This is a genomic window from Streptomyces sp. NPDC002640, assembly GCF_053592575.1.
The window spans coordinates 364,659-390,152 of the sequence record NZ_JBSFVZ010000002.1 but is presented as its reverse complement, the minus strand read 5'-3'; the positions used below and the strand labels follow the sequence as shown (position 1 = coordinate 390,152).

General features: G+C 72.6%; 25 protein-coding genes and 1 tRNA gene. 12 read left to right on the top strand and 14 right to left on the bottom strand.

The features are described from left to right. Positions 1-107 precede the first annotated feature (107 nt). The 5 genes from ACWD3O_RS04425 to ACWD3O_RS04405 all read right to left on the bottom strand — a co-directional run bounded on the left by ACWD3O_RS04425 (position 108) and on the right by ACWD3O_RS04405 (position 5,910). A complete protein-coding gene (locus tag ACWD3O_RS04425) occupies positions 108-1,160 on the bottom strand; it encodes a 2-oxoacid:ferredoxin oxidoreductase subunit beta (protein ID WP_451410610.1) in 1,053 nt (350 codons plus the stop codon). Beyond that, positions 1,153-3,048 carry a 2-oxoacid:acceptor oxidoreductase subunit alpha gene (locus ACWD3O_RS04420; RefSeq protein ID WP_451410609.1) on the bottom strand — a complete coding sequence of 632 codons (1,896 nt, stop codon included), beginning with the start codon at positions 3,046-3,048 and terminating at the stop codon, positions 1,153-1,155. Before ACWD3O_RS04420 ends, ACWD3O_RS04425 begins: the two co-directional genes overlap by 8 nt. Positions 3,049-3,232: 184 nt before the next feature. Beyond that, positions 3,233-3,892 carry a response regulator transcription factor gene (locus ACWD3O_RS04415; protein WP_451414840.1) on the bottom strand — a complete coding sequence of 220 codons (660 nt, stop codon included), beginning with the start codon at positions 3,890-3,892 and terminating at the stop codon, positions 3,233-3,235. A 97-nt stretch (positions 3,893-3,989) separates the two neighbouring features. Then, positions 3,990-4,667, bottom strand: a complete 678-nt coding sequence (locus ACWD3O_RS04410) for a sensor domain-containing protein (protein ID WP_451410608.1) — start codon at positions 4,665-4,667, stop codon at positions 3,990-3,992. A gap of 4 nt (positions 4,668-4,671) precedes the next feature. Further along, a complete protein-coding gene (locus tag ACWD3O_RS04405; RefSeq protein WP_451410607.1) occupies positions 4,672-5,910 on the bottom strand; it encodes a sensor histidine kinase in 1,239 nt (412 codons plus the stop codon). Positions 5,911-6,075: 165 nt separating this feature from the next. Between ACWD3O_RS04405 and ACWD3O_RS04400 the strand changes: the two genes are divergently transcribed. The 11 genes from ACWD3O_RS04400 (at position 6,076) to htpX (ending at position 17,005) form a co-directional block, all read left to right on the top strand. Then, the gene (locus tag ACWD3O_RS04400) at positions 6,076-6,447 is read left to right on the top strand and encodes an NADH-quinone oxidoreductase subunit A (protein ID WP_451410606.1); all 372 of its coding nucleotides are present in this window, start codon (positions 6,076-6,078) and stop codon (positions 6,445-6,447) included. Next, positions 6,438-7,067 carry an NADH-quinone oxidoreductase subunit B gene (locus ACWD3O_RS04395; RefSeq protein WP_451414798.1) on the top strand — a complete coding sequence of 210 codons (630 nt, stop codon included), beginning with the start codon at positions 6,438-6,440 and terminating at the stop codon, positions 7,065-7,067. Before ACWD3O_RS04400 ends, ACWD3O_RS04395 begins: the two co-directional genes overlap by 10 nt. Then, the gene (locus tag ACWD3O_RS04390) at positions 7,064-8,149 is read left to right on the top strand and encodes an NADH-quinone oxidoreductase subunit C (protein ID WP_451414797.1); all 1,086 of its coding nucleotides are present in this window, start codon (positions 7,064-7,066) and stop codon (positions 8,147-8,149) included. Before ACWD3O_RS04395 ends, ACWD3O_RS04390 begins: the two co-directional genes overlap by 4 nt. Next, a complete protein-coding gene (locus ACWD3O_RS04385; protein WP_451410603.1) occupies positions 8,146-9,111 on the top strand; it encodes a complex I subunit 1/NuoH family protein in 966 nt (321 codons plus the stop codon). The genes ACWD3O_RS04390 and ACWD3O_RS04385 overlap by 4 nt, the downstream gene beginning before the upstream one ends. Continuing rightward, positions 9,111-9,662, top strand: a complete 552-nt coding sequence (locus ACWD3O_RS04380; protein WP_451410602.1) for a NuoI/complex I 23 kDa subunit family protein — start codon at positions 9,111-9,113, stop codon at positions 9,660-9,662. Before ACWD3O_RS04385 ends, ACWD3O_RS04380 begins: the two co-directional genes overlap by 1 nt. Continuing rightward, positions 9,659-10,207 carry an NADH-quinone oxidoreductase subunit J family protein gene (locus tag ACWD3O_RS04375; protein WP_451410601.1) on the top strand — a complete coding sequence of 183 codons (549 nt, stop codon included), beginning with the start codon at positions 9,659-9,661 and terminating at the stop codon, positions 10,205-10,207. Before ACWD3O_RS04380 ends, ACWD3O_RS04375 begins: the two co-directional genes overlap by 4 nt. Next, positions 10,207-10,686 carry an NADH-quinone oxidoreductase subunit NuoK gene (nuoK, locus tag ACWD3O_RS04370; protein WP_451414796.1) on the top strand — a complete coding sequence of 160 codons (480 nt, stop codon included), beginning with the start codon at positions 10,207-10,209 and terminating at the stop codon, positions 10,684-10,686. Before ACWD3O_RS04375 ends, nuoK begins: the two co-directional genes overlap by 1 nt. Beyond that, positions 10,683-12,725, top strand: coding sequence for an NADH-quinone oxidoreductase subunit 5 family protein (locus ACWD3O_RS04365; RefSeq protein ID WP_451414795.1), 2,043 nt, complete (start codon positions 10,683-10,685; stop codon positions 12,723-12,725). The genes nuoK and ACWD3O_RS04365 overlap by 4 nt, the downstream gene beginning before the upstream one ends. A gap of 6 nt (positions 12,726-12,731) precedes the next feature. Continuing rightward, a complete protein-coding gene (locus tag ACWD3O_RS04360) occupies positions 12,732-14,327 on the top strand; it encodes an NADH-quinone oxidoreductase subunit M (protein ID WP_451410598.1) in 1,596 nt (531 codons plus the stop codon). Further along, positions 14,324-15,964 (top strand): proton-conducting transporter transmembrane domain-containing protein, encoded by a 1,641-nt coding sequence (locus tag ACWD3O_RS04355; protein ID WP_451410597.1) that lies wholly within the window; start codon positions 14,324-14,326, stop codon positions 15,962-15,964. The genes ACWD3O_RS04360 and ACWD3O_RS04355 overlap by 4 nt, the downstream gene beginning before the upstream one ends. Positions 15,965-16,141: 177 nt before the next feature. Then, positions 16,142-17,005 carry a zinc metalloprotease HtpX gene (gene htpX, locus ACWD3O_RS04350; RefSeq protein WP_451410596.1) on the top strand — a complete coding sequence of 288 codons (864 nt, stop codon included), beginning with the start codon at positions 16,142-16,144 and terminating at the stop codon, positions 17,003-17,005. Between the two features lie 33 nt (positions 17,006-17,038). Here the strand turns inward: htpX and ACWD3O_RS04345 are convergent, their stop codons facing one another. The 3 genes from ACWD3O_RS04345 to ACWD3O_RS04335 form a co-directional block, all read right to left on the bottom strand. Further along, entirely contained in the window at positions 17,039-17,461 is a 423-nt protein-coding gene (locus tag ACWD3O_RS04345; protein ID WP_451414794.1) for a YccF domain-containing protein, read from the bottom strand. Positions 17,462-17,492: 31 nt separating this feature from the next. Beyond that, entirely contained in the window at positions 17,493-18,725 is a 1,233-nt protein-coding gene (locus ACWD3O_RS04340; RefSeq protein ID WP_451414793.1) for an APC family permease, read from the bottom strand. A gap of 128 nt (positions 18,726-18,853) precedes the next feature. Further along, positions 18,854-19,342, bottom strand: coding sequence for a YajQ family cyclic di-GMP-binding protein (locus ACWD3O_RS04335; RefSeq protein ID WP_451410593.1), 489 nt, complete (start codon positions 19,340-19,342; stop codon positions 18,854-18,856). A 217-nt stretch (positions 19,343-19,559) separates the two neighbouring features. On the opposite strand from ACWD3O_RS04335, the gene ACWD3O_RS04330 reads away from it, so the two are divergent. Further along, positions 19,560-19,644: transfer RNA gene (locus tag ACWD3O_RS04330), tRNA-Tyr, on the top strand. Positions 19,645-19,796: 152 nt separating this feature from the next. On the opposite strand, the gene ACWD3O_RS04325 is transcribed toward ACWD3O_RS04330, so the two are convergent. From ACWD3O_RS04325 to ACWD3O_RS04300, 6 genes are all read right to left on the bottom strand, one after another. Continuing rightward, positions 19,797-21,173 carry a tyrosine-type recombinase/integrase gene (locus ACWD3O_RS04325; protein WP_451414792.1) on the bottom strand — a complete coding sequence of 459 codons (1,377 nt, stop codon included), beginning with the start codon at positions 21,171-21,173 and terminating at the stop codon, positions 19,797-19,799. 64 nt (positions 21,174-21,237) lie between these two features. Next, positions 21,238-21,438 (bottom strand): helix-turn-helix transcriptional regulator, encoded by a 201-nt coding sequence (locus tag ACWD3O_RS04320; RefSeq protein WP_451414791.1) that lies wholly within the window; start codon positions 21,436-21,438, stop codon positions 21,238-21,240. A 429-nt stretch (positions 21,439-21,867) separates the two neighbouring features. Then, positions 21,868-23,346, bottom strand: a complete 1,479-nt coding sequence (locus ACWD3O_RS04315) for an ATP-binding protein (RefSeq protein WP_451414790.1) — start codon at positions 23,344-23,346, stop codon at positions 21,868-21,870. A 2-nt stretch (positions 23,347-23,348) separates the two neighbouring features. Beyond that, positions 23,349-24,197 carry a bifunctional DNA primase/polymerase gene (locus ACWD3O_RS04310; RefSeq protein WP_451414789.1) on the bottom strand — a complete coding sequence of 283 codons (849 nt, stop codon included), beginning with the start codon at positions 24,195-24,197 and terminating at the stop codon, positions 23,349-23,351. Beyond that, positions 24,194-24,925, bottom strand: a complete 732-nt coding sequence (locus tag ACWD3O_RS04305; protein WP_451414788.1) for a DNA methylase — start codon at positions 24,923-24,925, stop codon at positions 24,194-24,196. The genes ACWD3O_RS04310 and ACWD3O_RS04305 overlap by 4 nt, the downstream gene beginning before the upstream one ends. An 89-nt stretch (positions 24,926-25,014) precedes the next feature. Continuing rightward, positions 25,015-25,455, bottom strand: a complete 441-nt coding sequence (locus ACWD3O_RS04300) for a hypothetical protein (RefSeq protein WP_451414787.1) — start codon at positions 25,453-25,455, stop codon at positions 25,015-25,017. Between the last annotated feature and the right edge of the window lie 39 nt (positions 25,456-25,494).

The window sequence follows — 25,494 nt, the reverse complement described above, 5'->3', positions numbered from 1 at the left end:
CGCTCCCGCAGCGTCGGCACGTTCGGACGGTAACGCCGCGCGCCCCTCCTGTCATTCCCGTATCGACATACGGTCCTGACAGGAGGGGCGCGCGGGTGGTGCCGGGCTCAGCCGGTGACGGTCCAGGTGTCGCTGCCCGCCAGCAGCGCCCCCAGGTCGCCCTCGCCCTGCCGCTCGACGGCGTCCTCCAGCTGGCGCGCCATCAGCGTGTCGTACACCGGGCGCCGCACCGACCGCAGGACGCCGATGGGCGTGTGGTGCAGGGTGTCCGGGTCGGCCAGGCGGGAGAGCGCGAAGGCGGTGGTCGGCGAGGCGGCGTGCGCGTCGTGGACCAGGACCTCGGCCTCGTTCTCCGGCGTGACGTCGACCACCGTGAGGTCGCCGGTCGCGCGGTCGCGGACCACCCCCTTGGCGTCGTCCGCGCCGAAGCGGATCGGCTGCCCGTGCTCCAGGCGGATCACGGCCTCCTGCGCCCGCTCCCGGTCCTTGATCACGTCGAAGGCGCCGTCGTTGAAGATGTTGCAGTTCTGGTAGATCTCCACCAGGGCCGTGCCCTCGTGGTCGGCGGCCTGCCGGAGCACCTCGGTGAGGTGCTTGCGGTCGGAGTCCACCGTCCGCGCCACGAAGCTCGCCTCCGCGCCCAGCGCCAGCGACACCGGGTTGAAGGGTGCGTCCAGCGAGCCCATCGGGGTCGACTTGGTGATCTTGCCGAGCTCCGAGGTGGGGGAGTACTGGCCCTTGGTCAGTCCGTAGATCCGGTTGTTGAACAGCAGGATCTTCAGATTGACGTTGCGGCGCAGGGCGTGGATCAGGTGGTTGCCGCCGATGGAGAGGGCGTCGCCGTCACCGGTGACCACCCAGACGCTCAGGTCCCGCCGCGAGGTGGCCAGGCCGGTGGCGATGGCCGGGGCGCGGCCGTGGATGGAGTGCATCCCGTAGGTGTTCATGTAGTACGGGAAGCGGGAGGAGCAGCCGATGCCGGAGACGAAGACGATGTTCTCCTTCGCCAGCCCGAGCTCCGGCATGAACGCCTGCACGGCGGCGAGGATCGCGTAGTCGCCGCAGCCCGGGCACCAGCGGACCTCCTGGTCCGACTTGAAGTCCTTCATCGTCTGCCGGCCGTCCGCCTTGGGGACCAGCTGGAGCAGGTTGTCAGCCATCGATGGCCTCCTTCAGCGCCGCGGCGAGCTGCTCCGCCTTGAACGGCATGCCGTTGACCTGGGTGTGGGAGCGGGCGTCGACCAGGTACTTCGCCCGGAGCAGGGAGGCGAGCTGGCCCAGGTTCATCTCCGGGACCACCACCTTGTCGTAGGCCCGGAGCACCTCGCCCAGGTTGGACGGGAACGGGTTGAGGTGCCGCAGGTGGGCCTGGGCGACCGCGTGGCCGATGCCGCGCAGCCGGCGCACCGCCGCCGTGATCGGCCCGTAGGTGGAGCCCCAGCCGAGGACCAGGATCCGGGCGTCGCCGTCCGGGTCGTCGACCTCGACGTCCGGCACCGCGATGCCGTCCACCTTGGCCTGGCGGGTGCGCACCATGAAGTCGTGGTTGGCCGGGTCGTAGGAGATGTTGCCCGTGCCGTCCTGCTTCTCGATGCCGCCGATCCGGTGCTCCAGGCCGGGCGTGCCCGGAACCGCCCAGGGGCGGGCCAGCGTCTCGGGGTCGCGCTTGTACGGCCAGAAGACCTCGACGCCGTCCTCGGTGGTGTGGTTCGGCCCGTCGGCGAAGGCCACCCGCAGGTCGGGCAGGTCGGCCACCTCCGGGATCCGCCAGGGCTCGCTGCCGTTGGCGAGGTAGCCGTCGGAGAGCAGGAAGACCGGGGTGCGGTAGGTCAGGGCGATCCGGGCGGCCTCCAGCGCGGCGTCGAAGCAGTCCGCCGGGGTGCGCGGCGCGACCACCGGGACCGGGGCCTCGCCGTTGCGGCCGTACATCGCCTGGAGCAGGTCCGCCTGCTCCGTCTTGGTGGGCAGGCCCGTCGACGGGCCGCCGCGCTGGATGTCCACGATCAGCAGCGGCAGCTCCAGCGAGACCGCGAGGCCCACCGTCTCGGACTTCAGCGCCACGCCGGGGCCGGAGGTCGTGGTGACCGCCAGCGAGCCGCCGAAGGCCGCGCCGAGCGCGGCGCCGATGCCGGCGATCTCGTCCTCCGCCTGGAAGGTGCGCACGCCGAAGTTCTTGTGCCGGCTGAGCTCGTGCAGGATGTCGGAGGCCGGGGTGATCGGGTAGGAGCCCAGGTAGAGGGGCAGTCCGGCCTGGCGGGAGGCCGCGATCAGGCCGTAGGACAGCGCCAGGTTGCCGGAGATGTTGCGGTACCGGCCGGGCGGGAACGCCCGCGAGGCCGGGGCCACCTCGTAGGAGACGGCGAAGTCCTCCGTGGTCTCGCCGAAGTTCCAGCCCGCCCGGAAGGCGGCGATGTTCGCCTCGGCGATCTGCGGCTTCCTGGCGAACTTCTTGCGCAGGAACGCCTCGGTGCCCTCGGTCGGCCGGTGGTACATCCAGCTGAGCAGGCCCAGCGCGAACATGTTCTTGCTGCGCTCGGCCTCCTTCCGGGTGAGACCGAATTCCTTGAGAGCCTCGACCGTAAGTGTGGTCAACGGCACCGGGTGCACCTGGTAGCCGTCCAGCGAACCGTCCGCGAGCGGGTCGGCCGCGTAGCCGACCTTCTGCAGCGCGCGGGGGGTGAACTCGTCGGTGTTGACGATGATCTCCGCGCCGCGCGGCAGGTCGGCGAGGTTCGCCTTGAGCGCGGCCGGGTTCATGGCGACCAGCACGTTCGGCGCGTCGCCGGGGGTGAGGATGTCGTGATCCGCGAAGTGGAGCTGGAAGGAGGAGACGCCCGGGAGGGTGCCTGCGGGGGCGCGGATCTCGGCGGGGAAGTTGGGCAGGGTCGACAGGTCGTTGCCGAAGGACGCCGTCTCCGAGGTGAAACGGTCGCCGGTGAGCTGCATCCCGTCACCCGAGTCACCCGCGAAGCGGATGACCACCCGTTCCAGCCGGCGGACGTCCTTCGCCGCTGCCGGTTCACGCTCTGTACTGACCTGGCTGGTCACTGAACTGGACCTCCCTGGGCGGCCTGTGCGGGAGCCGCCTCGGACCGGTGGCCCCGCTTCAACCCTAAGTCTGTAAGGGCTGCCTTCCTGTGTCATTCGCTCGGACTCGCATGGCGCTGGAGCGCGGGGCCGGTCGCTGCTGACAAACTGTCAGTAGCGGCCCGGCGTCCAGGGTGGCACCGGTTCAGGAGTTCAGATAGGTGAGGACGGCGAGAACCCGCCGGTGATCCCCGTCACTCTGTGCCAGGCCCAGCTTCATGAAGATGTTGCTGACGTGCTTCTCCACCGCTCCGTCGCTGACCACCAGCCTGCGGGCGATCGCCGAGTTCGTCCGGCCCTCCGCCATCAGCCCCAGCACCTCCCGCTCGCGCGGGGTCAGCCCCTCCAGCACGTCCTGGCGGCGGCTGCGGCCGAGGAGCTGGGCCACCACCTCGGGGTCCAGCGCCGTCCCGCCCCCGGCCACCCGCACCACCGCGTCGGTGAACTCGCGGATGTCGGCCACCCGGTCCTTGAGCAGGTAGCCCACGCCCCGGCTGGAGCCGGCCAGCAGTTCGGTGGCGTACCGCTCCTCCACGTACTGCGAGAGCACCAGCACGCCCACCTCGGGGTGGTCCTTGCGGATCCGGACGGCGGCCCGCACCCCTTCGTCCGTATGGGTGGGCGGCATCCGCACGTCGGCCACCACCACGTCGGGCAGCTCCCCCCGCGTGGCGAGGTCCGAGACCGTCTTCACCAGTCCCTCGCCGTCGCCGACCCCCGCGACCACCTCGTGGCCCCGGTCGGTGAGCAGCCGCGTCAGCCCCTCACGCAGCAGCACCGAGTCCTCGGCGATGACGACCCGCACCCTGTTGTCCTCCACGTTCTCCACGAGCCCAGCATCCCAGCAACATCACGGCGGCGGGGGCGTTTCCGCCCCCGCCGGTCACCCCTTCGCGCCGCCGTCAGCGCGCGGTCCTCCCCGAGGGCCCGAGCAGGCCGCGGGCCAGGGCCGCGTCGACCGCGGCCGTCCCGCGCACCGTCCAGGCCGCGCCCAGGGTCACCGCCGCGCCCACCAGGCACGCCACCAGCAGTTCGAGCGGGGTGGAGCCCCACAGGGAGCCGTCGCCGAAGAGGTGGATCTCCCGGTTGTCGGCCGGCAGCGTCCAGTACCAGAGGGGCATCGACAGCATCCCCAGGCCGGCCGTCCACAGGGTCACCGTCACGGTGAAGGAGACCACCGCCCACGGCAGGTGGACGAAGGCGTACAGGGCCTGCCGCCAGGTCGAGCCGCTGCGCAGCACCGCGCCGCACCAGGCGACCGGCCGCGGCGCGTCCCCGCGCGGCTCCAGGGGCTCCGGCGCGGCGACCGGCACGCCCAGCAGCAGCCGCACCCGGGCCCGCTCCGCGGCGCCGAGCAGCCGGCAGCCGGCCAGGGCCAGCACCAGGACCGGCAGCCCGATCACCGTCACCAGCAGCCCGGCGCCCAGCGACAGGGCGGTCACCACATAGGTGAACAGCACGACGGCGACCGGCAGGTTCAGCAGCGAGTGCAGGACGGCCAGGGCGGTGGCGGGGTCCAGCAGCGGGGCCAGCACCGCCGGAGCGTGGGCGGTCCGCTTGTAGGGGTGGACGGCGGTCATGGCGTCAGCCTTCCTTGGTGAGGGTGACGGGCCGGTCCCGCCAGGGCAGTTCGGCGGTGACCGTGGTCGGTCCGCCCTCGGGCGAGTCGACGACGAACACGCCGTCCACCGCGCCCAGCCGTTCGGCCAGCCCCGCCAGGCCCGTCCCGGCGTCGAGCCGCGCGCCGCCCCGGCCGTCGTCGTGGACCTGGAGCATCAGGCGGTTCCCGGAGCGCCACACGTCCACCGAGGCGGTGCGTGCCCCGCTGTGCTTGCTGACGTTCTGCAGGAGCTCCGAGACGGTGAAGTAGGCGATGCCCTCGACGGCCTCGGCCGGCCGGTTCTCCAGCTCCACCGACACGCGCACCGGAACGGTGCAGCGGGACGACACCGAGGACAGCGCCGCGTCCAGACCCCGGTCGGTGAGTACCGCCGGATGGATGCCGCGGGCCAGGTCGCGCAGCTCCTGGAGGGCGAGCTTCACCTCGCCGTGCGCCTCGTCGACCATGGCGGCGGCGGTCTCCGGGTCCTCCAGCAGCTTCTCCTTGGCCAGGCCCAGCCCCATCGCCAGGTTGACCAGCCGGGCCTGGGCGCCGTCGTGCAGGTCGCGCTCGATGCGGCGCAGGTCGGCGGCGGCGGTGTCGATCACGACGCCCCGGTCGGACTCCAGTTCGGCGATCCGCCGCTCCAGGTCCGGGGAGGGCGACAGCAGGCCCCGGACCATCGCCCGGTCCACCGTCGTCATGGCGCGCACCAGATAGGGGAGCACCGGCCACAGGACGAACAGGCCGGTCAGCGTCACCGTGAAGGTGACCACCCCCCAGGGCAGCCGGATCAGCTGGTAGAGCATCGACCGCCAGCCCACCGGGTCCTTCAGCGCCGTCCACAGACGGGTGAAGAACCCGCTCGAGCGGCTGTGCGACCGCAGGGGGCTCGGCTCGTCGATCCGCAGGCCCAGCAGCCGGCGGGCCCGGCCGCGCTCCAACCCTCCTAGCACCCGTGCGCCCATCAGGGCCAGGGCCATCAGCGGCAGCCCGATCGCGGTGACGGTCAGTCCGGCCGCGGTCGGCAGCACGACCATGGCGTAGGTGAAGCCGACCACGGTCACCGGGAGGTTGCTCAGCAGGAAGGCGATCTCCCGCCAGGTGTAGGCGTCGTAGGCCGGACGCGCCGGAGGAAGGCGGTCACCGTCCGGCTGCGGGGCCGGGACCGGGGCCGCCGGGGACGAGGCCGGCAGCGGGGCCGGAGTCGGTTCGGTGGTCATGGGGCCAGACTGCCCGCCGGGAACGGGCCCGCGCCATGAGGCGGCCCTGCCGAGCCGTACGGGGGAAAACCCCACCACCGCACCCGGACGCCGCCGAGGACCCAGGGCCTAGACTCCCGTTGCGTACGTTTCCCGAGCGATCAGACGTGAGGAGCGAGGACAGAGGTGCCCGACTACTTCCCGTCCTACTCGGTCGTGGGCCTCCTCGCCGCGGTCGGCGTGCTGTTCGTCGCCGCCGCCTTCGGCGCGGGACGCCTGCTGCGGCCCGTGGTGCCGACACCCGAGAAACTGCTCACCTACGAGTGCGGCGTCGACCCGGTCGGCGAGGGCTGGGCGCACACCCAGGTCAGGTACTACGTCTACGCCTTCCTGTACGTGATCTTCGCGGTGGACTCGGTGTTCCTCTTCCCCTGGGCGACCGTCTTCGACACGCCGGGCTACGGGGCCACCACCCTCGTGGAGATGTTCCTCTTCCTCGGCTTCCTCGCCGTGGGCCTGCTGTACGCCTACAAGAAGGGCGTCCTGGAATGGACGTGACCGCTGCCTCCGCCGCCGGCACCCCCGAGCCGGAGCCGGTGATGCTGCCCGAGCCCAAGCGGCTGGGCGCACTGTCCCGGCTGGCGCCCGAGCCGATGAAGGTGGTCCTCAACTGGGGCCGCCGGTACTCGCTGTGGGTCTTCAACTTCGGGCTGGCCTGCTGCGCCATCGAGTTCATCGCCGCGTCGATGTCCCGGCACGACTTCATGCGCCTCGGCGTTATCCCGTTCGCGCCCGGACCGCGCCAGGCCGACCTGATGGTCGTCTCGGGCACCGTCACCGACAAGATGGCGCCCGCGGTGAAGCGGCTCTACGAGCAGATGCCGGAGCCCAAGTACGTCATCTCCTTCGGCGCCTGCGCCAACTGCGGCGGGCCCTACTGGGACTCCTACTCGGTGACCAAGGGCGTCGACCAGATCGTCCCCGTCGACGTGTACGTGCCGGGCTGCCCGCCGCGGCCGGAGGCGCTGCTCCAGGGGATCATCAAGCTCCAGGAGAAGATCGCCAGGGAGTCGCTGGGGGAGCGGTACGGCCCGGCGGCCGGCGCGGCCCCCCGCCCCTCGACCGCCGCGCTGCGGAGCGCTCCGGTACGGCCGCCGGCCCCGGAGGGGGACCGATGAGCGAGGGCTGGCTGCCGGAGCCGGCGGACGCGCTCTTCGGCGAGGGCGCCGAGGCGCACGAGGCGTACGAGGTCCTCACCGTCGACGTGCCGCCGGAGTCCTGGATCCAGGCGCTGACCGTGGCCCGGGACCGGCTCGGGTGCACCTTCTTCGACTGGCTGAGCGCGGTGGACGAACCGGGCACCGGCTTCCGGGTCTGCGCCCACGTGGCCGCGCTCGGACCGGTCCGGCGCCTGCTGCTGCGCACCACCGTGCCGCACGACGCGCCGCTGCTGGCCTCGGCGGTCGGCGTCTACGCGGGAGCCGCCTGGCACGAGCGGGAGACCCACGAGATGTTCGGCGTGCGGTTCGACGGCCACCCCGGGCTGGAGCCGCTGCTGCTGCCGGAGGGCTTCGAGGGACATCCGCTGCGCAAGGACTTCGTGCTCGCGGCGCGGGTCGCCAAGGCGTGGCCGGGCGCGAAGGAGCCGGGCGAGTCCGCGGCGGGGGACCACGGCGGGCCCCGGCGGCGGCAGATGCTGCCACCGGGGGTGCCGGACCCCAACGAGTGGGGCCCGCTGAGGGGCACCCTCCCGGCCGCGCCCGCCCGTGGCGCCGCCGCCGACCGCCCCCGCCGCACCCGCACCGCCACCGAGGGCTCGGCGTCCCAGGGGCCCGAGACCCCGCGGCGTTCCCGCAGCGCCGCGGAGGGCTCCGCGTCCCAGGGCACCGAGGCCCCGCGGCGCGCGCGGAGCGTCTCCGGGGGGTCCGCGTCGCAGCGCGGGGAGGCGGCGGGCGGCGCGCCCGAGGCCCCGGTGTCCGGTGCGGGTCCGCGGCGTGCCCGCAGCGTGTCGGAGGGTTCCGCGTCGCAGCGCGGGGAGGCGGCGGCTCCGGGCCGCCCGGGCACCGCGCCCCGCAGCCCCGACGCCCCGTGGCACCACGCCAAGCCCGCCTTCGAGGAGCCCGACACCCCCGCCGAGGGCGAGGGCGAGGGCGAGGGCAAGGGCAAGGACACGGCCGCGGGCGAGAACACGACGAACGACAACGCGACGCACGACAACGACGAACGCACCACCGACCACCCCGAGGGAGGCGGACAGTGACCGACGCACTCGACGTCACCCTGCGCCTGCTCGCCGTCCTCGCCGCCTTCCTGGTCCTCCCCCTGGTCGTGGGCCAGACCGAGCACAAGGTGATGGCGCACATGCAGGGCCGCCTCGGCCCCATGTACGCCGGCGGCTTCCACGGCTGGGCCCAGCTCGTCGCCGACGGCGTGAAGTTCGTGCAGAAGGAGGACGTCGTCCCCAACGGCGCGGACCGGCGGATCTTCCAGCTCGCCCCCGCCGTCGCCCTCCTGCCGTACCTGCTGGTCCTGCTGGTCATCCCGCTCGGCCCGGGCGACGCCGTGGGCCAGGCGATCGACGCGGGGATCTTCTTCGCCCTGGCCGTGATGGGCGTCGGCGTCCTCGGCTCGCTGATGGGCGGCTGGGCGTCCGCGAACAAGTTCTCCCTGCTCGGCGGCCTCCGCACCGCCGCCCAGCTCCTCTCCTACGAGCTCCCCATGCTGCTCGCCGCCGCCTCGATCGCCATGGCGGCCGGCACCGTCTCGCTCACCGGCATCGTGGACGCCTTCGAGTGGTGGTGGCTGCCCTGGCAGATCGTCGGCGCGATCGTGTTCTTCGTGGCCGGCCTCGCCGAGCTCCAGCGCCCGCCGTTCGACATGCCGGTGGCCGACTCGGAGATCATCTTCGGCGCGTACACCGAGTACACCGGCCTGCGCTTCGCCTTCTTCCTGCTCGCCGAGTACGCCGGCATCGTCGTCCTCTGCGGCCTGACCACCGTGCTGTTCCTCGGCGGCTGGCACGGCCCGTTCGGCGGTGACGGCCTCGGATGGTTCTGGACGCTGCTGAAGACCGCCGTCCTGGCCTTCGTGGTGATCTGGCTGCGCGTCACCTACCCCCGGCTGCGGGAGGACCAGTTGCAAAAGCTGTCATGGACCTTCCTGGTTCCCCTTGCCCTCGGCCAGATCGCCCTCACCGGCGTCGTCAAGGTGGTGGTCCCGTAATGCCCTCGACGCACGGAGTGCCCGGCAGCGGACTGGCCAAGGGCCTGGCCGTCACCCTGCGCACGATGATGCGGAAGAACGTGACCGCGCAGTACCCCGACGTCCAGCCCGAACTCGCCCCCCGCACCCGCGGGGTGATCGGCCTGTTCGAGGAGAACTGCACGGTCTGCATGCTCTGCGCCCGCGAGTGCCCGGACTGGTGCATCTACATCGACTCCCACAAGGAGACGGTGCCCCCGGCCGCCCCCGGCGGACGCGAGCGCCAGCGCAACGTCCTGGACCGTTTCGCCATCGACTTCGCGCTCTGCATGTACTGCGGGATCTGCGTCGACGTGTGCCCGTTCGACGCGCTGTTCTGGTCGCCGGAGTTCGAGTACGCCGAGACCGACATCCGCGAACTCACCCACGAGCGGGACAAGCTCCGCGAGTGGATGTGGACGGTGCCCGCCCCGCCCGCGCTCGACGCGGGAGCGGAGGAGCCCAAGGAGATCGCCGCGGCGCGCCGGACGGCGGACAAGCTGCGCCAGGCGGAGGAGGGGGAGGCCCCGTGAGCCACGGATTCCTCTCCCCGACCGGGGTGGAGATCGCCTTCCTGCTGGTCGGCGTGGTCACCCTGGGCGCGGCGGTGATCAGCGTCACCACCCGGCAACTGGTGCACGCCGCGCTCTGGCTGGTGGTCGCCCTCGGCGGCCTCGCCGTGGAGTACCTGCTGCTCACCGCGGAGTTCATCGCCTGGGTGCAGGTCCTGATCTACGTCGGGTCGGTGGTGGTGCTGCTCCTCTTCGGCCTGATGCTCACCCGGGCGCCCATCGGACACTCGCCGGACGCCGACTCCGGCAACCGCGGGGTCGCCCTCGGCGTGGCCGTGACCGCGGCGGTCGCCCTGGTCTGGGTGGTCGTCGACGCCTTCCGCACCACCTGGATCGAACTGGACGGGGCCTCCGCCGGCACCACCGAGGTCACCGGCGAATCCCTCTTCCAGCACTGGGTCCTCCCCTTCGAGGCCCTCTCCGTCCTGCTGCTGGCCGCCCTGGTCGGCGCGATCGTCCTCTCCCGCAAGCGGGCCGCCGCCCGCGGTGAAGGAGACGAACGCTGATGCACCTCGCGTACCCCGCGGTCCTGTCCGCGCTGCTCTTCTGCACCGGCGTCTACGGCGTCCTGGCACGCCGGAACGCCATCCTGGTGCTGATGTCCGTCGAGCTGATGCTCAACGCCGTCAACCTCAACCTGGTCGCCTTCGACGCCTGGCTGAGCCGGGCCGCCGCAACCGCGTTCCCCCACGACGGGCTCCACGCGGGCCAGGCGCTGACCCTGTTCACCATCGCCATCGCCGCCGCCGAGATCGGCATCGGCCTGGCGATCGTCCTCGCCGTGTACCGCAACCGCGGCACCGCCGACATCGACCGCCTCCGCGACACCGCCGAACGCGACACCGCCGAACGCGACGGCACCGAGCGTGCCGGCGCGGACGCCGCCGGGGACGACCCGGGCACGGGCGCCGGGGCCGGCGCCGGGGCAGCCACCGACCCGGGCACCGGTGCCGGGCCCGGCACGAAGGCCGGGGCCGCCGCATGAGCACCGTCACCCTCGCCGTCCTCGTCCCCCTGCTGCCGTTCCTCGGCGCGGTCGCGGGACTGCTGCTGGGCCGTACCGCCCCCGGCTTCGTCCGTCCCCTCGCCGTACTGCCGGTGCTCGCCTCGCTCGTCCTGGCCGTGCTGGTCGCCGTCCGCCAGGGCGGCGGCGACCCGGTGGAGGCCGTCACCGAGCTCACCCCCACCGGCTCGGTGCCGATCGAGCTGGCCCTGTACGTCGACGGCTTCGCCGCCCTCGCCGCCGTGCTGGTCACGCTGGTGGCGGCCTGCGTGCAGATCTACTCCACCGCCTACCTCCGCCACGACGCCCGCTACCCCTCGTACGCGGCGCTGGTCTCCCTCTTCACCGCCGCGATGCTGCTGGTGGTCCAGACCGGCGACCTGATGGTGCTGCTGGTCGGCTGGGAGGTCATGGGCATCTGCTCCTACTTCCTGGTCGGCCACTACTGGGAGACCCCCGAGGCGCGCGCCGCCTCGCTGAAGGCCTTCCTGGTCACCAAGGCCGGTGACGTGCCGTTCCTGATCGGTCTGTTCGCCCTGGCGGCCGACGCCCGCTCCTTCCGGATCACCGAGATCCTGGAGGCCGTCCGCACCACGGCCGTCGACCCGGGCTCCCCGGCCCTGGCCGCCGTGGAACGGATCGACCACCCCACCCTGATCGCGCTCCTCCTGCTGGCCGGAGTGGCGGGCAAGTCGGCCCAGTTCCCGCTGCACACCTGGCTGCCCGACGCCATGGCGGGCCCCACGCCGGTGTCCGCGCTGATCCACGCCGCCACCATGGTCGCCGCGGGCGTCTACTTCGTGGCCCGGCTCCTCCCGCTCTTCCAGGCGTCCCAGGCAGCCATGACCGTCCTCGCCGTGATGGCCGCCGTCACCATGATCGGCTCGGCCCTCGCCGCCCTGGCGCAGGACGACGTCAAACGGGTCCTCGCGTACTCGACCATCGGTCAGCTCGGCTACATGACCGGCGCCCTCGCCGCCGGCGACCGTTCCGCCGCCGCCTTCCACCTCCTCACCCACGGCGCCTTCAAGGCGCTGCTGTTCCTCGGGGCGGGCGTCCTCATCCACGCCGCCGGCACCAACTCCCTGGCCGCCATGTCCCGCATGAGCGGCCTGCGCGCCCGCGTGCCCGACGCCTACTGGACGATGACCATCGCCCTGCTGGCGCTGGCCGCGATCCCGCCGTTCAGCGGCTTCTTCTCCAAGGAGGCCGTCCTGGTCGCCGCCGAGCACGCCGCCACCGCCCACACCGGCGCCGACGGCACCGCCGGCCCGGTCACCGCCGGATGGATCGTGCTGACGGCCGGACTGCTCACCGCCCTGCTGACCGCCGCCTACGCCGCCCGCCTGTGGCTGCGGGCCTTCCGCGGCCGCGGCACCGAGGCCCCCGCGCACGCCAGGCAGCCCCTCGCCATGAACGCCGTGCTCTGGGTCCTCGCCGTGCCCTCCCTCGCGCTCGGCGCCGCCTTCGGCGTGCTCCCCGACTGGTTCGACGGCGACTCCCTCGCCCCCGGCTGGACCACCTCCCTGCTCGCCACCGGCATCGCCCTGGTCGGCGGCGTCGTCACCTACGCGACCTGGCGGCACACCACCGCCTTCGCGGTGAGCACCCCGCTCGGGGCCGTCGCCGCCCATCCCGGGGCGGACCCCGGCCAGGTGGAGGCCGAGGCCATCGCGAGCCACGCCCCCGCCTACGGCGACGTCGCCGACGCCCCCGACCCGTCGGACCCCGGACGGCTCCTGCTGGGCCCGCTGCACCGCCACGCGGCCGTCGGCTTCCACCTGGACGCCCTCTACCGCACGGTCCTCGTCCGCCCGGTGACCGCGGCGGCCTCCCTGGTCCGCTTCCTGGACCGCGAGGTCGTCGACACCTACGTCCGCGGCGCCGCGGCCACGCCCCGCCTGCTGGGCGCGGCCGTCCGGCGGGCCCAGACCGGCAACCTCCAGACCTACGTGAGCGCGTTGCTCGCCGGAACCGTCGTCCTCGCGGTGGCCGTCGTCCTCGCCGTCTCGGGAGCGTGAGCAGCCGTGATCGATATCAACGAGTCCGTGATGCGGTTCCTCCTCGCGTTCGTCGTGGTGATCCCGCTGGCCGGCGCCGCCACGGCCCTCCTCCCGGCGCCGCCCGGGCTGAAGGGGAAGTCGCCCGAGCAGGCCGTGCTGCGGCACGGGGTGACCGTCACCGGCGCCGTCCTGCTGGCCGCCCTGGCCCTCGCCGCCGGGTTCGACCACAGCCGGCCCCAGACCATGCAGGCCACCACCGACATCAGCTGGATCCCCGCCCTCGACGTGCGGATCCACCTGGGCGTCGACGGCATCTCGCTGCCCCTGCTCGTCCTCACCGCGCTGCTGACCTTCCTCTGCGCCCTCCACACGTACTTCAACCCGCCCCGGGGCGGCGCCCCGAAGGCGTTCGTCGCCCTGCTGCTCGTCCTGGAGACCGGCACCCTCGCCTCCTTCGCCGTCCTCGACCTGCTGCTGTTCTTCCTCGCCTTCGAGACCGTGCTGATCCCGATGTACTTCCTGATCGCCCGCTGGGGCGGCGCCGGGCGCGCCGCGGCGGCCTGGAAGTTCGTGCTCTACACGCTGCTCGGATCCGTGGTCATGCTGCTCGGCCTGCTCCTGATCGGGATCGAAGCGGGCACCTTCGACATGGTGGCACTCGCCTCCGACAACGGACGGTCACTCACCGTGACGGTGCAGGTGGTCGCGGTCCTGGCGATCGGCATCGGCCTGGCGGTGAAGACCCCGATGTGGCCCCTGCACAGCTGGCTGCCCGACGCCCACACCGCCGCCCCCACCGTGGGCTCCGTCCTGCTGGCCGGCGTGCTCCTCAAGCTGGGCACCTACGGCTTCGTCCGCATCCTGCTGCCCGCCGCCCCCGAGGGCTTCCGGACCTTCGCGCCCTACCTCGCCGCGTTCGCCGTCGTCGGCATCGTCTACGGGTCCCTGGCCTGCCTGGCCCTGGCCCGCAAGGGTGCCAGGGGCGACCTCAAGCGCCTGATCGCCTACTCCTCCGTCGGCCACATGGGCTTCGTGCTGCTGGGCATCGCCACCATGACCCCCACCGGCGTCAACGGCGCCCTGTTCGCCAACGTCGCCCACGGCCTGATCACGGGCCTGCTCTTCTTCCTGGTCGGCGCCCTCAAGGACCGCACCGGCACCACCGACCTGGACACCCTCTCCGCGCAGGGCGTGCAGGCCACCGGCGCCGCCCTGTACGGCCGCGCCCCGCGCCTCGGCGGCCTGCTGGCCTTCGCCGCCGTCGCCTCGCTCGGCCTGCCCGGCCTGGCCGGCTTCTGGGGCGAGATGCTCGCCCTCTTCGGCGCCTTCGACCCCGCGGCCGGCCTCAGCCGCCCGGCGTACCTGGTCTTCATGGCGATCGGCGCCTTCGGCACCCTGCTCACCGCCGCCTACCTGCTGGTCGTGGTCCGCCGCGTCTGCATGGGCGTGCCCTCGCGCGAGGGCGACGACGTGCCGCTCCTCGCCGACGTCCGCGGCCACGAGTTCGCCGCCTGGACCCCGCTGGTGGTCCTCACCGTCCTCGCCGGGCTCTGGCCGAAGGTGCTCCTCGGCCTCACCGACCCGGCCGTCCAGCAGCTCCTCGCAGGAGGCCCCCGATGAGCGTCCTGGCCGCCGAGAGCGTGGTCCAGTCCGTCGACTGGCTCGCCGTCGCGCCCCCCACCCTCACTGCCGTGGCCGCCCTCGCGGTGCTGGTGGCCGACCTGTTCCTCCCCGAGGCCCGCAAACCGCTCCTCGGCTGGATCTCCGTCGCCGCCCTCGCGGCCGGCCTGCTCACCCTGCTGCCGCTGCTCGACGGCACCCGCTCCACCTTCTGCCTGGTCGGCGAACCGGACGTCTGCAGCTACGTCGCCGACCGCTTCGCCCTGGTCGTCCAGCTGGTCGTCCTCGGCGGCGCGCTGATCGCCGCGCTCCTGTCGGTGACGGCGCTGCGCGACGAGTCCCGGCGACTGCCCGCCGGCGAGTACTGGTTCCTGCTGCTCAGCTCGGCCGCCGGCGCCGCCCTGCTGCCCGCCTCGCGGGACCTGGCCACCCTGATCGTCGCCCTCGAGGTGGCCTCGCTCCCCGCGTTCGCCCTGGTGGGCCTGCGCCACGGCGACCGCCGCTCCTCCGAGGCGGCCCTCAAGTTCTTCCTCTCCTCGGTCACCGCCACCGCCGTCAGCCTGCTCGGCGTCAGCTTCGTCTACGCCGTCACCGGCTCGATGCACCTGACGGTGATCGCGGAGGAGATCCAGCAGGTCGACGGCCAGTTCGCCGCCCTCGCCCGGACCGGCGTCGTCCTCACCCTGGTCGGCTTCGCCTTCAAGACCGCCGCCGTCCCGTTTCACTTCTGGGTGCCCGACACCTACACGGGCGCGCCGCTGCCCGTCGCCGCCTACCTGTCGGTCACCGGCAAGGCGGTCGGCTTCAGCGGCCTGATCCTGGTCACCGTCCTCGCCTTCCCGTCGTACGCGCCGGTGTGGGGCCCCGCCATGGCGGTACTGGCCGCGCTCACCATGACGATCGGCAACGTCGGCGCCCTGCGCCAGCGCCGCGACCGCGACCGCAGCGCGGTCCGGCTGCTGGCCTGGTCGTCCGTGGGGCAGGCCGGCTACCTGCTGGTCCCGGTCGCGGCCGCCGCCTACACCGACGACCCGGACCGCGCCGTCGGCTCCACCCTCGCCTACGCCCTGATGTACGCCGCCGTGAACCTCGGCGCCTTCGCCGTGGTCGCCGTGGTGGGCCGCGGCCGCCCGGCGGGCCGGGTCGACGACCACCGCGGCCTGTACGCCGCCCGCCCGGCCGCCGCACTGCTGCTGGCCTTCTTCCTGCTCTGCCTGGCCGGACTGCCGCCCGGCATCGTGGGCCTCTTCGCCAAGGTCACCGTCTTCGCCTCCGCGGTGGAGGCGGGGATGGGCTGGCTGGCCGTGCTGATGGCCGTCAACGTCGTCATCGCGCTCGTCTACTACCTGCGCTGGACCGCCCTGCTCTTCCGCCCGGCCCCCGCCGGAGCGGGCCTTGACGCGTCCGCCCCCGCCGGAGCGGGCCTTGACGCGCCCGCCCCCGCCGGAGCGGGTCTTGACGCCCCCGCCCCCGCCGGAGCCGGCCGCGACGCCTCCGCGCCCGTCGGGCCCGCCCCCGCCGCCGTACGCGCCACCGTCCCGCTCACGGCCGCCCTGGTGGCCACCGGGCTGATCGCCGTCGCCCTCTCCGGCGCGCCGCAGCTGATCCTCCGCCTCACCGGCGTGACCCTCTTCTGACCGACCCGGCCGCGCCGCCCCCTCCGGGGGCGCGTGCGACGGACGCCCGCCGGGGTACTCCACGGAGGACCGGCGCGGGGAACTGGGACGGCCCGCACCGCGTTGACCTGTACGTAAGGGTCCACTGGACGCGCCGCACCAGAGGCTCCCCCCGCCGCACCACTTGGAGGGCGTACCGTGCACCGTCGGCACAACGGACTCAGGACCGCGGTCCTCCTCGGGGGGCTGTCGGCGCTCATCATCCTCATCGGCGGCTTCTTCGGCCGCACCGGCCTCGTCGTCGCCGTCCTGGTCGCCGTGGGCACCAACGCCTACGCCTACTGGAACAGCGACAAGCTCGCCCTGCGCGCCATGCGGGCCCGCCCGGTCAGCGAGTTCGAGGCCCCCGGGCTCTACCGGATCGTCCGCGAGCTCTCCATACAGGCCCGCCGGCCGATGCCCCGGCTCTACATCTCACCCACGGACGCCCCCAACGCCTTCGCCACCGGCCGCAACCCGCGCAACGCCGCCGTCTGCTGCACCGACGGCATCCTGCGCATCCTCGACGAGCGCGAACTGCGGGGCGTGCTCGGCCACGAGCTCAGCCACGTGTACAACCGCGACATCCTGACCTCCTCCGTCGCGGGAGCGCTGGCCTCGGTGATCATGTTCCTGGTGAACTTCGCCTGGCTGATCCCCATCGGCCGTTCGAACGACGACGACGGCCCCGGCCTGCTCGGCATGCTCCTGATCATGCTGCTCGGCCCGCTCGCCGCCTCCGTGATCCAGCTCGCCATCAGCCGCTCCCGCGAGTACGAGGCCGACGCCGACGGCGCCCGCCTCACCGGCGACCCCCTGGCCCTGGCCAGTGCCCTGCGGAAGCTGGAGGCCGGCGCCAAGGCGCTGCCCCTGCCGCCGGAACCGCGGATCGAGACGGCCAGCCACATGATGATCGCCAACCCGTTCCGCCCCGGCCAGGGCCTGTCCAAGCTCTTCTCCACCCACCCGCCGATGGCCGAGCGCGTCGCCCGCCTGGAGCGCATGGCGGGCGGCCGCGACTGACACCACGACCGGCACGCGGGCCGGGCGGCGGGGTCACCAGCGCTGCTGCGCCCCCTCCGGAGCCCGCTGGGCCTCCTCCACGGGGACGACCTCGGAGCCGAGCGGCATCAGCGAGATCGGGATCATCTTCAGGTTCGCCCAGCCGAAGGGGATCCCGATGATCGAGAGGAACAGCGGCACGCTGGTCACCAGGTGGCCGAGCGCCAGCCACCAGCCGGCCACGATCACCCAGACGACGTTGCCGACCATCGACCCCACGCCCGCCGTCGGCTTGGGCACCGTGGTCCGCCCGAACGGCCAGAGGGCGTACCCGGCCAGCCGCAGCGAGGCGACGCCGAACGGGATGGTGATGATCAGCACGAAGCTGATCAGCGCCGCGACCAGATAGCCCACCGCCATCCAGAAGCCGCAGAAGACCACCCACAGGATGTTGAGCACCAGATTGACCGGCTTCATGGCCCTTCCCCTCCGTCGTCGGTGCGCGGCCCTACCCGACCAGTGTCCGTCGGATCCGGTGGACGAGCGCTCCGGCCAGGACGACCGCCGCCCCCGCCACCACCGAGGCCACGGGCAGCGCGAACGCCAGCAGCAGGCACCCGAGCAGCCCCACACCGGGGAGGACGCGGGACGCGGCCGACCGGTTGAGCGTCCACGCGGAGGCGTTGGCGATCGCGTAGTACAGCAGCACGCCGAACGACGAGAACCCGATGGCGCCCCGCAGATCCGCCGTGGCCGCCGCCACCGCGACCACCGCGCCCACCGCCAGCTCCGCCCGGTGCGGCACCCGGAAACGGGGGTGCACCGCCGCCAGGGCACCCGGAAGGTGCCGGTCGCGGGCCATCGCCAGCGTGGTCCGCGACACGCCCAGGATCAGCGCCAGCAGCGACCCCAGCGCGGCCACCGCCGCCGCCCCCCGCACCACGGGCGCCAGCCCGTCCGCCCCGGCCGCCCGCACCGCCTCCACCAGCGGCGCCCCGGCCCCGGCCAGACCCCCCGCCCCCAGCACCGACAGCACGGCCGCGATCACCGCCGCGTACACCACCAGCGCGATCCCCAGGGCGATCGGGACCGCGCGCGGGATCGTCCGGGCCGGGTCCCGCACCTCCTCGCCCAGGGTGGCGATCCGCGCGTACCCGGCGAAGGCGAAGAACAGCAGCCCCGCCGCCTCCAGCACCCCGCCCGCGGTCACCGGGACCCCCGGCACCCGCCCCGCGGACCCGCCACCGCCCAGACAGACCACCACCACGGCCGCCAGCACCGCCAGCACCACCGCGACGATCACCCGCGTCACCCGGACGGACCTGTTGACCCCCCGGTAGTTCACGGCCGTCAGCGCCACCACCGCGGCCACCGCCACCGCCCGTTCGTGCCCCGGCCAGACGTACGCACCGACCGTCAGCGCCATCGCCGCGCAGGAGGCCGTCTTGCCCACCACGAACGCCCATCCGGCGAGGTAGCCCCAGAACTCCCCGAGCCGCTCCCTGCCGTACACGTAGGTGCCCCCGGACGCCGGGTAGACCGCCGCCAGCCGCGCCGAGGAGGTCGCGTTGCAGTACGCGACCACGCCGGCCAACGCCAGTGCCGCCAGCAGCCCCGCCCCGGCCGCGCGGGCCGCCGGAGCCGGGGCCGTGAAGATCCCGGCCCCCACCATCGACCCCAGCCCGATCACCACCGCGTCCCGCACGCCCAGCGTCCGCCGCAGTCCGCCCTGCTCACTCATGCCGGGCACGGTACCGGCGCCACCACCGGCCCCCACAGCGGCAGGGGCGCACCGCCGGGCCGTACCCCGCGATGCGCCCCTGCCGCTTCGGTGCGCGTCGGACCACCGTTGTCCGAACCGCCGTTTACTTAGCGGTAGTTGACGAACTGCAGCGCGAAGTCGAAGTCCTGGTTCTTCAGCAGGGCGATCACGGCCTGCAGGTCGTCCCGGCTCTTGGAGCTGACCCGCAGCTCCTCGCCCTGGACCTGGGCCTTGACGCCCTTGGGGCCCTCGTCGCGGATGAGCTTCGCCACCTTCTTGGCGTTCTCCTGGGAGATGCCCTCCTTGATCTCCGCGAAGATCTTGTACTCCTTGCCGGAGAGCTGCGGCTCGCCGGCCTCCAGCGCCTTCAGCGAGATGCCGCGCTTGATCAGCTTGGACTGGAAGACGTCGAGGACCGCCTTGACCCGGTCCTCGGAGTTGGCCTCCATGAGGATCTTCTCGCCGGACCACGAGATCGAGGCGCCGACGCCCTTGAAGTCGTAGCGCTGCGAGATCTCCTTGCCGGCCTGGTTGAGGGCGTTGTCGACCTCCTGCCGCTCGACCTTCGAGACGATGTCGAAACTGGAGTCGGCCATGTCCTGTGGCTCCTTGCATCGGGGTGTGTGTCGGGGTGCTTGCGGGGCCGCCGACCCGGGAACCACGCCCCGGATCGAGCCCGCCCCAGCCTAGCCATCCCACGCCCCGCGAACCGCGATCAATGGAGTGGCGGAGCACCCCCGGGCATCAGGTATTGTTTACGTCGTCGCGAGGGAGACCCGGCCGCAAACCGGTTCGACTTCGTGGCACCGTCTAGGCGGTGTGCCCGAGCGGCCAAAGGGAGCAGACTGTAAATCTGCCGGCTCAGCCTTCCCAGGTTCGAATCCTGGCGCCGCCACCAGACAAACGGAGCCCCCTCCGACCAGCCATCACGGCAGGTCGGAGGGGGTTTCGTCGTTCCCAGGGGCGACCTTGCGGAGCACTTGGCCTGTCTCACTGCGTATCGCTCGGATCCAGGTGGTGATCAGAGCGTCTTCCCCAGGCGTTCCCCAACTACTCGGGCTCGTTCCAGTCCCGCATGGCCTCCTCGATCCGCTTGTTGGCGCGCTCCTGCGAGCGGGCGAGGACCTTGGCGTAGACCCGCAGGAGCACACCCACGGAGTGCCCGGCACGGCGGGCGCACTCCGACGGATCTACACCAGAACTCAGCCAGAACGAGACGCCTGCATGACGAAGGTCATAGGGGCGGCGGGCTAGGAGCGACGCCGCCTCCTGCTCCGTGAGCGCTGACTGCCGGGCCGCTGCCCAGACCTCGCCGTAGCCGGTCTCCTGGAGCAGGCCGCCACGGTTCGTCCGGAAGAGGCGGCCGTCCGGGGCGGTGCCGTGGACGGCGACGTGGTGGAGCAGTTGGCGGACGAAGTGCGGTGGGATCGGGACCGGCCGGGAGTCCTTCTCCGCCCGCGCCTTCAGATGCCGGGCCTCGTGCGCCGAGCCGTCGTTCGTCCAGGCCCGGCCGGCCCGCACGGAGCCCTTTCGGAGAGTGAGAGTCCCCCAGCCGGACTCGGGCAGGTGGCATTGACCGAGCGTGAGTGCCGTGGCCTCGGCCGGGCGCATGGCTGCGTAGTAGAGGCAGCCGAAGAACGCCTCCAGGTGAGCCCCGCGGGGGCCCTGCTCGCGGACCGCACGGAGAAGGGCACGGACTTGCCGGGGGTTGGCCACGCTGTCCAGGTCAACCTCTTCGACGGACTTCGGCGGCGTCCACTTCACCGTGGTGATCGGGTTCACCGGGATGGTGAAGTACTTCTCCTCCACCGCCAGGCCTAGAACCTCGCTGAGGCACGCGCGCTTCCGCCGGGCCGTCCTCGGCGCGGCCGGTGTGCCGTCCAACTTCAGGCTGAGAGCGTCAAGGGCGGCCCGGAGAGTCTTGGCCTCCTCCAGCTCCGAGACGGGGAGCGAGTTCTTCTCCACCCAAGCCAGAGCTGCCGCGATCTCCTCCGGGGGCGTGAGGTCCCACCTGTTCCTGTTGTACGCCCAGCCGTAGAGCGCCGCCCGCAGCAGCGTGGCGTCCGGGCGGCCTTTGGCGGGCTTCAGCAGGGCTGGGGTGATCGTGGCGAGCGCGTCGGCGTAGTTCTTGCGGGACTTGGCCGGTGCCCCCGCCCACTTCCGGTCGATGTACGCGCGGGTGTGCTGGTACCAAGTGACCGAACTCCGCTGGGCGCGCAGCTCGGAGACGGGCAGCCCGGTGTCCCTGTCGAACTGCTCGCCCTTGCGGGCGGCCGTCATGAGCTCCGAACGCCGGCCGTCGGCCTGAGCGCGCAGGGTGTAGCTCTTGGAGTGCTTCCGGTCGCCGACCAACCAGTGCAGGCGGTATGGCTTCGGGCGGTCCTTGCGCGTCTCGATCGAGTACACGCGAACGTCGTACGTGAGCATGGTTCCCCTCATAGGGCCGGGGCCCGCGAGCAGTGCGCTCGCGGGCCCCGGCGGGTGGGCTGGTTCAGGCGACCTGGGTGATCTCGTTGCTCTCCAGCCAGGCGTCGAGGTCGGCGCGGCGGCAACGAAGCTGGCCGTTGGGGAGCTTGACGAGGCGGGGGGCATGGCCACGTGCTCGCATGCGGTAGAAGGCGGCGCGGCTCATGCCGAGTTCGGCGAGGACTTCGGAGAGCTTGAGGAGTGCGGGGCGGGGTGAGGTAGCCACGGGCTCTTTCCTGTCGGCAGGGTGCGGGTGGGCGGTCCTGTCCGAGGTACGGATTTCTGCGTCACTGCGTCATCTGAGTCACGTAGGCATCTGACCTGCGGCTTTGCGTGACGCGAGCGGGCAGGGGCGCGTCACCGCGTGACGCGGGTGCCTGTCACGCGGTGACGCGGGTGACGCGAGGTGACGCGGTGGTTGGCCGTCTGCGTCATCGTTCTTCCGGCAGGTCACCGGGTGCGTTCGGGCTGTCAGTGACGCGGGTGACGCAGGTCTTCCTACTTCGGACAGAGAGGGGGTGTCTGTTGTGTTCGCAAGGGTGTGAAGAAGGAGCCGCTTCGCGGCACGTCCATGCAGGGCGGCTGCCGCCGCCGAACAGCAAGAGGAGCACGCTTCGGCGGGTGCTCCTCTTGCTTGTACGGCCGGTGCCGCCGGTCAGAACGCCGGTTGCTGCTCGTGCGGGGGCGGCGGGGCCGGGGGGCGGGCCATCTCGATGTAGCGGGCCTTGCTGGTGCGGCCCCAGTCGATGAGGACGCCTCGGGCCGCGAGGGTGGGCTGGAGGCGCTTGAGGCGGTCGGAGAGCACCTTGCCGGTGGTCGGCCACCCTTTAGGCAGGGGGCGGAAGTCCTCGCCGCTGTAGAGGCCCGTGAGGCAGTGCAGCCACTCGGCCGACGTCATCCGCTGCTCGCTGCCCGGGTCGATGCCGGCGGCGTGCTTGAGCACGGTCTGCGCGAGCAGATCGCCTTCGATGACGTCGTCGTTGAGGTCGTCCAGGCTGGCCCGGTAGGCGGCGAGCGCCCCCAGGCCGGTGGCGGCGTCGAGCTGCGCGCACAGGTGGGCGAAGTCGGCCATGCGCAGGTCGGTCGGAATGTCCGCCTCCGCCGCCCGCACCTGCACGGTGAGATCCAGGAGCGAGCCGAGGATGACTGGCAGCACCTCCGCGAAGTCCGACCACAGTTCCGCCTCCGTGCGCCGGACCTTCGGCCTCTCCAGCCGCAGGGGCAGGAGCCGTTCGGCGAGGTCGGGGCGGATGACTCCCACGTCGATGCCGGTGAGGAGCAGGGGGCGGCGGTAGCCGACGCGGAAGACGTCGCCGTCGGTGAACAGGGCGCGCTTGACGTTCTCGGCGCCGGTGACGATGCAGCACATGGCGTCGGAGAGGTCCGGGGTCATGTGGGAGAGGTTGTCCAGGGCGGTGACCCATCCTGCGGCCACCGCGGCGATCAGGTTCTCCTCGTCCTTCGGTGCGCGGCGCAGGTCGCCGGTCATGCCTTCGATGATCCGGACGAGCATCCGGCCGCCGGTGGACTTGCCCGCGCCCTGGGGTCCGGTGAGGAACGGGGCCGGGACGGGGACGGAGGGTCCGAGGCAGCCGATGAGCCAGGCGACGGCCAGGCACTCGGTTTCGGCGTTGGCGAAGTTGCACAGCCGCATGAGCAGGTCGATGCCCTTGCCGTCGGTGTCCTTGGCCGGTAGGGGCAGTTCCCCGGTGAGCTGGGTGCGCCGCCAGCAGACTTCCTGTGGGTCGGGGACGGTGATGTCCCAGCCGGTGGGGTGGATGCGTACGGACTGCCCGTCGGCCCGCCCGAGGTCCAGCCACGTCGCTCCGTCGAAGCCGGGGGCGACGCGGATATGCACGGGCTGCACCTCCTCGGTCAGCGCCAGCGCCTCGATCAGGTCCAGCGCTTCCTTCATGGCGGTGCCGTTGAACACGCCCACACCGTCCTTGAACAGACCGACCATGAGTTCCTGCCGGTGGCTGCCCGTCGTGCCCTGCGAGCGGATCGGCCGGGCCACGGGGTGGCCCTTGCGCTGTGCGTACACGGTCCCGTCGGCGGTCCGGAAGTACCGAAAGTGCGCCTGCGCGTAGTCGGTGATGACCTCGCGGGCCGGTGTCTTCTCGTCGTCGGACATGGTCACAGCCCCAACCGGGTGAGGGCGTTGGCCCACGCGTCAGTGCAGTGCCGCAGGGTCTCTCCCTTGGCCTGCGCGGCGGCGAACAGGCGGGCGATGTGGGTGTCGGTGAGGCAGCCGCACCGGCCGTGCGTGGACAGCACCGCGAGGAACGCCCGGTACACGGTCGCGTGGACGCCGCTGGACGCCTCGGTGATCCGCTGCTCGGCCATGGCAATGCCGCGCTCGAGGAAGGCGGGCTTACGGTGCGGGCACTGCCCGCCCCCGCTCCCGGCGGACATGGCAACCGCGGGCAACGCCGTACGGACCGGGAGAGGCTTCTTCATGGCCAGGGCGCGGACGGCGTCGGGCAGGGCGGTCAACGTGCCGGCGCCGGGGCCGAGGTAGCGGGCGTAGGACATGGTCGACTTGATGTCGACGCCCGGCCGGACCCCGTTGGACGAGCCCATGGTGCCCCGGTAGATCCAGTGCTCACCGCGCGTCGTCGCCACCGTCCGCGTGCCCGGCAACGCCGCACGGGCCCAGGCGATGGCGTCGGCGTTGTCCAGGTCGACCACGGTCAGCCCGGCACCGCCGGGGTGGTAGCCGACGCACACCGCACGCCGCCACGCCGCCGCCCAGGCGGGCGAGGTGATGACGGCGGCCTCGGTGGCGGCGGCGGCCCAGGCGTGGCAGACGCCGGGGCAGTCACAGGGCCCGGCGGTCTTCATGTTCGGCCGGCCGCCGCACGCGTTGCCGGTGCAGGCGCGGCAGTTGCCGAACGGCACCTTGCCCCGACGCAGGGGCAGCACGGGCACACCGGACGCCGCGAGGTCCAGCGCGGTGCGCAGGAGCGAGGACGTGGCGCTCATGCCGCCACCTCCGACGGTGCCGCGAGCGCGGCCAGGGCGGCGCGGCCGATGTGCTCGGTGTAGGCGGGTGGGATCGCCTCGGTCAGCTCCTCGCGGACCTCGGTCCAGGTGATGCCCATGGCCGTCTGCAACTCGGCGATGGTGGGCTTGCCGCCGCCGTTGCCGTAGGCGGCCACGTACGGGCCGTCGTAGAACCGGCCGTGCCGCCACCCGCGCACCCGGCCCCGGTGCGGGACGTGCGCCGGCTGCTCGATGGTCCAGCCGCCCAGCTCGAAGTTGCGGTGGCGGATGACCCCGAGCCCGAACATCTCCCCGCACAGGGTGAGGTCTTTGCGGATCTCGGCGCGGCCGTTGGGTTGCTCGATCACGTACGGCAGGCCCGTGGCGTCCAGCAGGGCGCGGGTCGCGGCGACGAGGTCGGTATGGGTGCGTCCCCAGCCGCGGGCGGTGTTGGTGCCCACGGTGAGGGTGCAGCCGTGCTGGCACGGCGGGGAGGCGTGGACGAACGCGTACTGCCGGATCTCCCCGGAGGCGATGAGTCCGGCGAGGTGCTGCAACGCGTCGCCGTGGTGGCGGGGGAAGGGGTAGTTGGGCCGGTCGGCGATGTCGACGCCGTCCACGGCGAATCCGGCGCGGGCGTACCCGACGGCCGCGCCGCCGGCGCAGCAGAACAGGTCGAGCAGACGCGGACGGTCGTCGTCTCGTCGGATGGGGATGGGCTGGTGCATGCTGGAGGTCTCCAGTTCTCTATCTCAGTGCTGGATCACGAGGGCGGCCCCGGTGTTCTTGGCGGAATCGGGGGCCGCCCTCGGCGCAGCTAGCCGTGGAAGTGGTTGCGCTTGATCACGGCCTTGCGGATGTTGACGGTCGTCGTGCCGCCGCCCTTGCTGGTGCTGAAGACCTGCACGGCGATCCAGCCGCCGAAGACGACGGCGGCGAGGATGATGAGCTGCTGGACGAGCGCGGCCAGCGCGGCGATGAACGTGGCGGCGAGGGCGAGCCCTCCGCAGACCGCAGCGAACCCGATCCCACCAAGGGCGACGTTCACGGCCGTCCGCGAGACGGCCGGCTTGGTCGTGACGGGCTCCGGGCGGGTGTGGTCGATGGCGTAGCCGGTGACGATCCGGCCGTCCGGCAGGACGACCGAGGCGACCTCCGGCAGCGCACCCGGCTGCACCGCCGGCAGGTGCGCGGCGGCCGGTATCGGGGTGGGCTGGTGGACCTGGACGGCCCGCTGCGGGGCGTCGTCGGGGTACATGCGGAATCCCTTCCGGCGCTAGGCCAGGGAAGCGAAGAC

Excerpts from the sequence above, each read along its gene's own strand:
- ACWD3O_RS04425 (WP_451410610.1), bottom strand. The coding sequence starts at position 1,160 with ATGGCTGACAACCTGCTCCAGCTGGTCCCCAAGGCGGACGGCCGGCAG.
- ACWD3O_RS04410 (WP_451410608.1), bottom strand. The coding sequence starts at position 4,667 with ATGACCGCCGTCCACCCCTACAAGCGGACCGCCCACGCTCCGGCGGTG.
- ACWD3O_RS04405 (WP_451410607.1), bottom strand. The coding sequence starts at position 5,910 with ATGACCACCGAACCGACTCCGGCCCCGCTGCCGGCCTCGTCCCCGGCG.
- ACWD3O_RS04395 (WP_451414798.1), top strand. The coding sequence starts at position 6,438 with ATGGACGTGACCGCTGCCTCCGCCGCCGGCACCCCCGAGCCGGAGCCG.
- ACWD3O_RS04390 (WP_451414797.1), top strand. The coding sequence starts at position 7,064 with ATGAGCGAGGGCTGGCTGCCGGAGCCGGCGGACGCGCTCTTCGGCGAG.
- ACWD3O_RS04380 (WP_451410602.1), top strand. The coding sequence starts at position 9,111 with ATGCCCTCGACGCACGGAGTGCCCGGCAGCGGACTGGCCAAGGGCCTG.
- nuoK (WP_451414796.1), top strand. The coding sequence starts at position 10,207 with ATGCACCTCGCGTACCCCGCGGTCCTGTCCGCGCTGCTCTTCTGCACC.
- ACWD3O_RS04365 (WP_451414795.1), top strand. The coding sequence starts at position 10,683 with ATGAGCACCGTCACCCTCGCCGTCCTCGTCCCCCTGCTGCCGTTCCTC.
- ACWD3O_RS04355 (WP_451410597.1), top strand. The coding sequence starts at position 14,324 with ATGAGCGTCCTGGCCGCCGAGAGCGTGGTCCAGTCCGTCGACTGGCTC.
- ACWD3O_RS04345 (WP_451414794.1), bottom strand. The coding sequence starts at position 17,461 with ATGAAGCCGGTCAATCTGGTGCTCAACATCCTGTGGGTGGTCTTCTGC.
- ACWD3O_RS04340 (WP_451414793.1), bottom strand. The coding sequence starts at position 18,725 with ATGAGTGAGCAGGGCGGACTGCGGCGGACGCTGGGCGTGCGGGACGCG.
- ACWD3O_RS04335 (WP_451410593.1), bottom strand. The coding sequence starts at position 19,342 with ATGGCCGACTCCAGTTTCGACATCGTCTCGAAGGTCGAGCGGCAGGAG.
- ACWD3O_RS04325 (WP_451414792.1), bottom strand. The coding sequence starts at position 21,173 with ATGCTCACGTACGACGTTCGCGTGTACTCGATCGAGACGCGCAAGGAC.
- ACWD3O_RS04315 (WP_451414790.1), bottom strand. The coding sequence starts at position 23,346 with ATGTCCGACGACGAGAAGACACCGGCCCGCGAGGTCATCACCGACTAC.
- ACWD3O_RS04310 (WP_451414789.1), bottom strand. The coding sequence starts at position 24,197 with ATGAGCGCCACGTCCTCGCTCCTGCGCACCGCGCTGGACCTCGCGGCG.
- ACWD3O_RS04305 (WP_451414788.1), bottom strand. The coding sequence starts at position 24,925 with ATGCACCAGCCCATCCCCATCCGACGAGACGACGACCGTCCGCGTCTG.
- ACWD3O_RS04300 (WP_451414787.1), bottom strand. The coding sequence starts at position 25,455 with ATGTACCCCGACGACGCCCCGCAGCGGGCCGTCCAGGTCCACCAGCCC.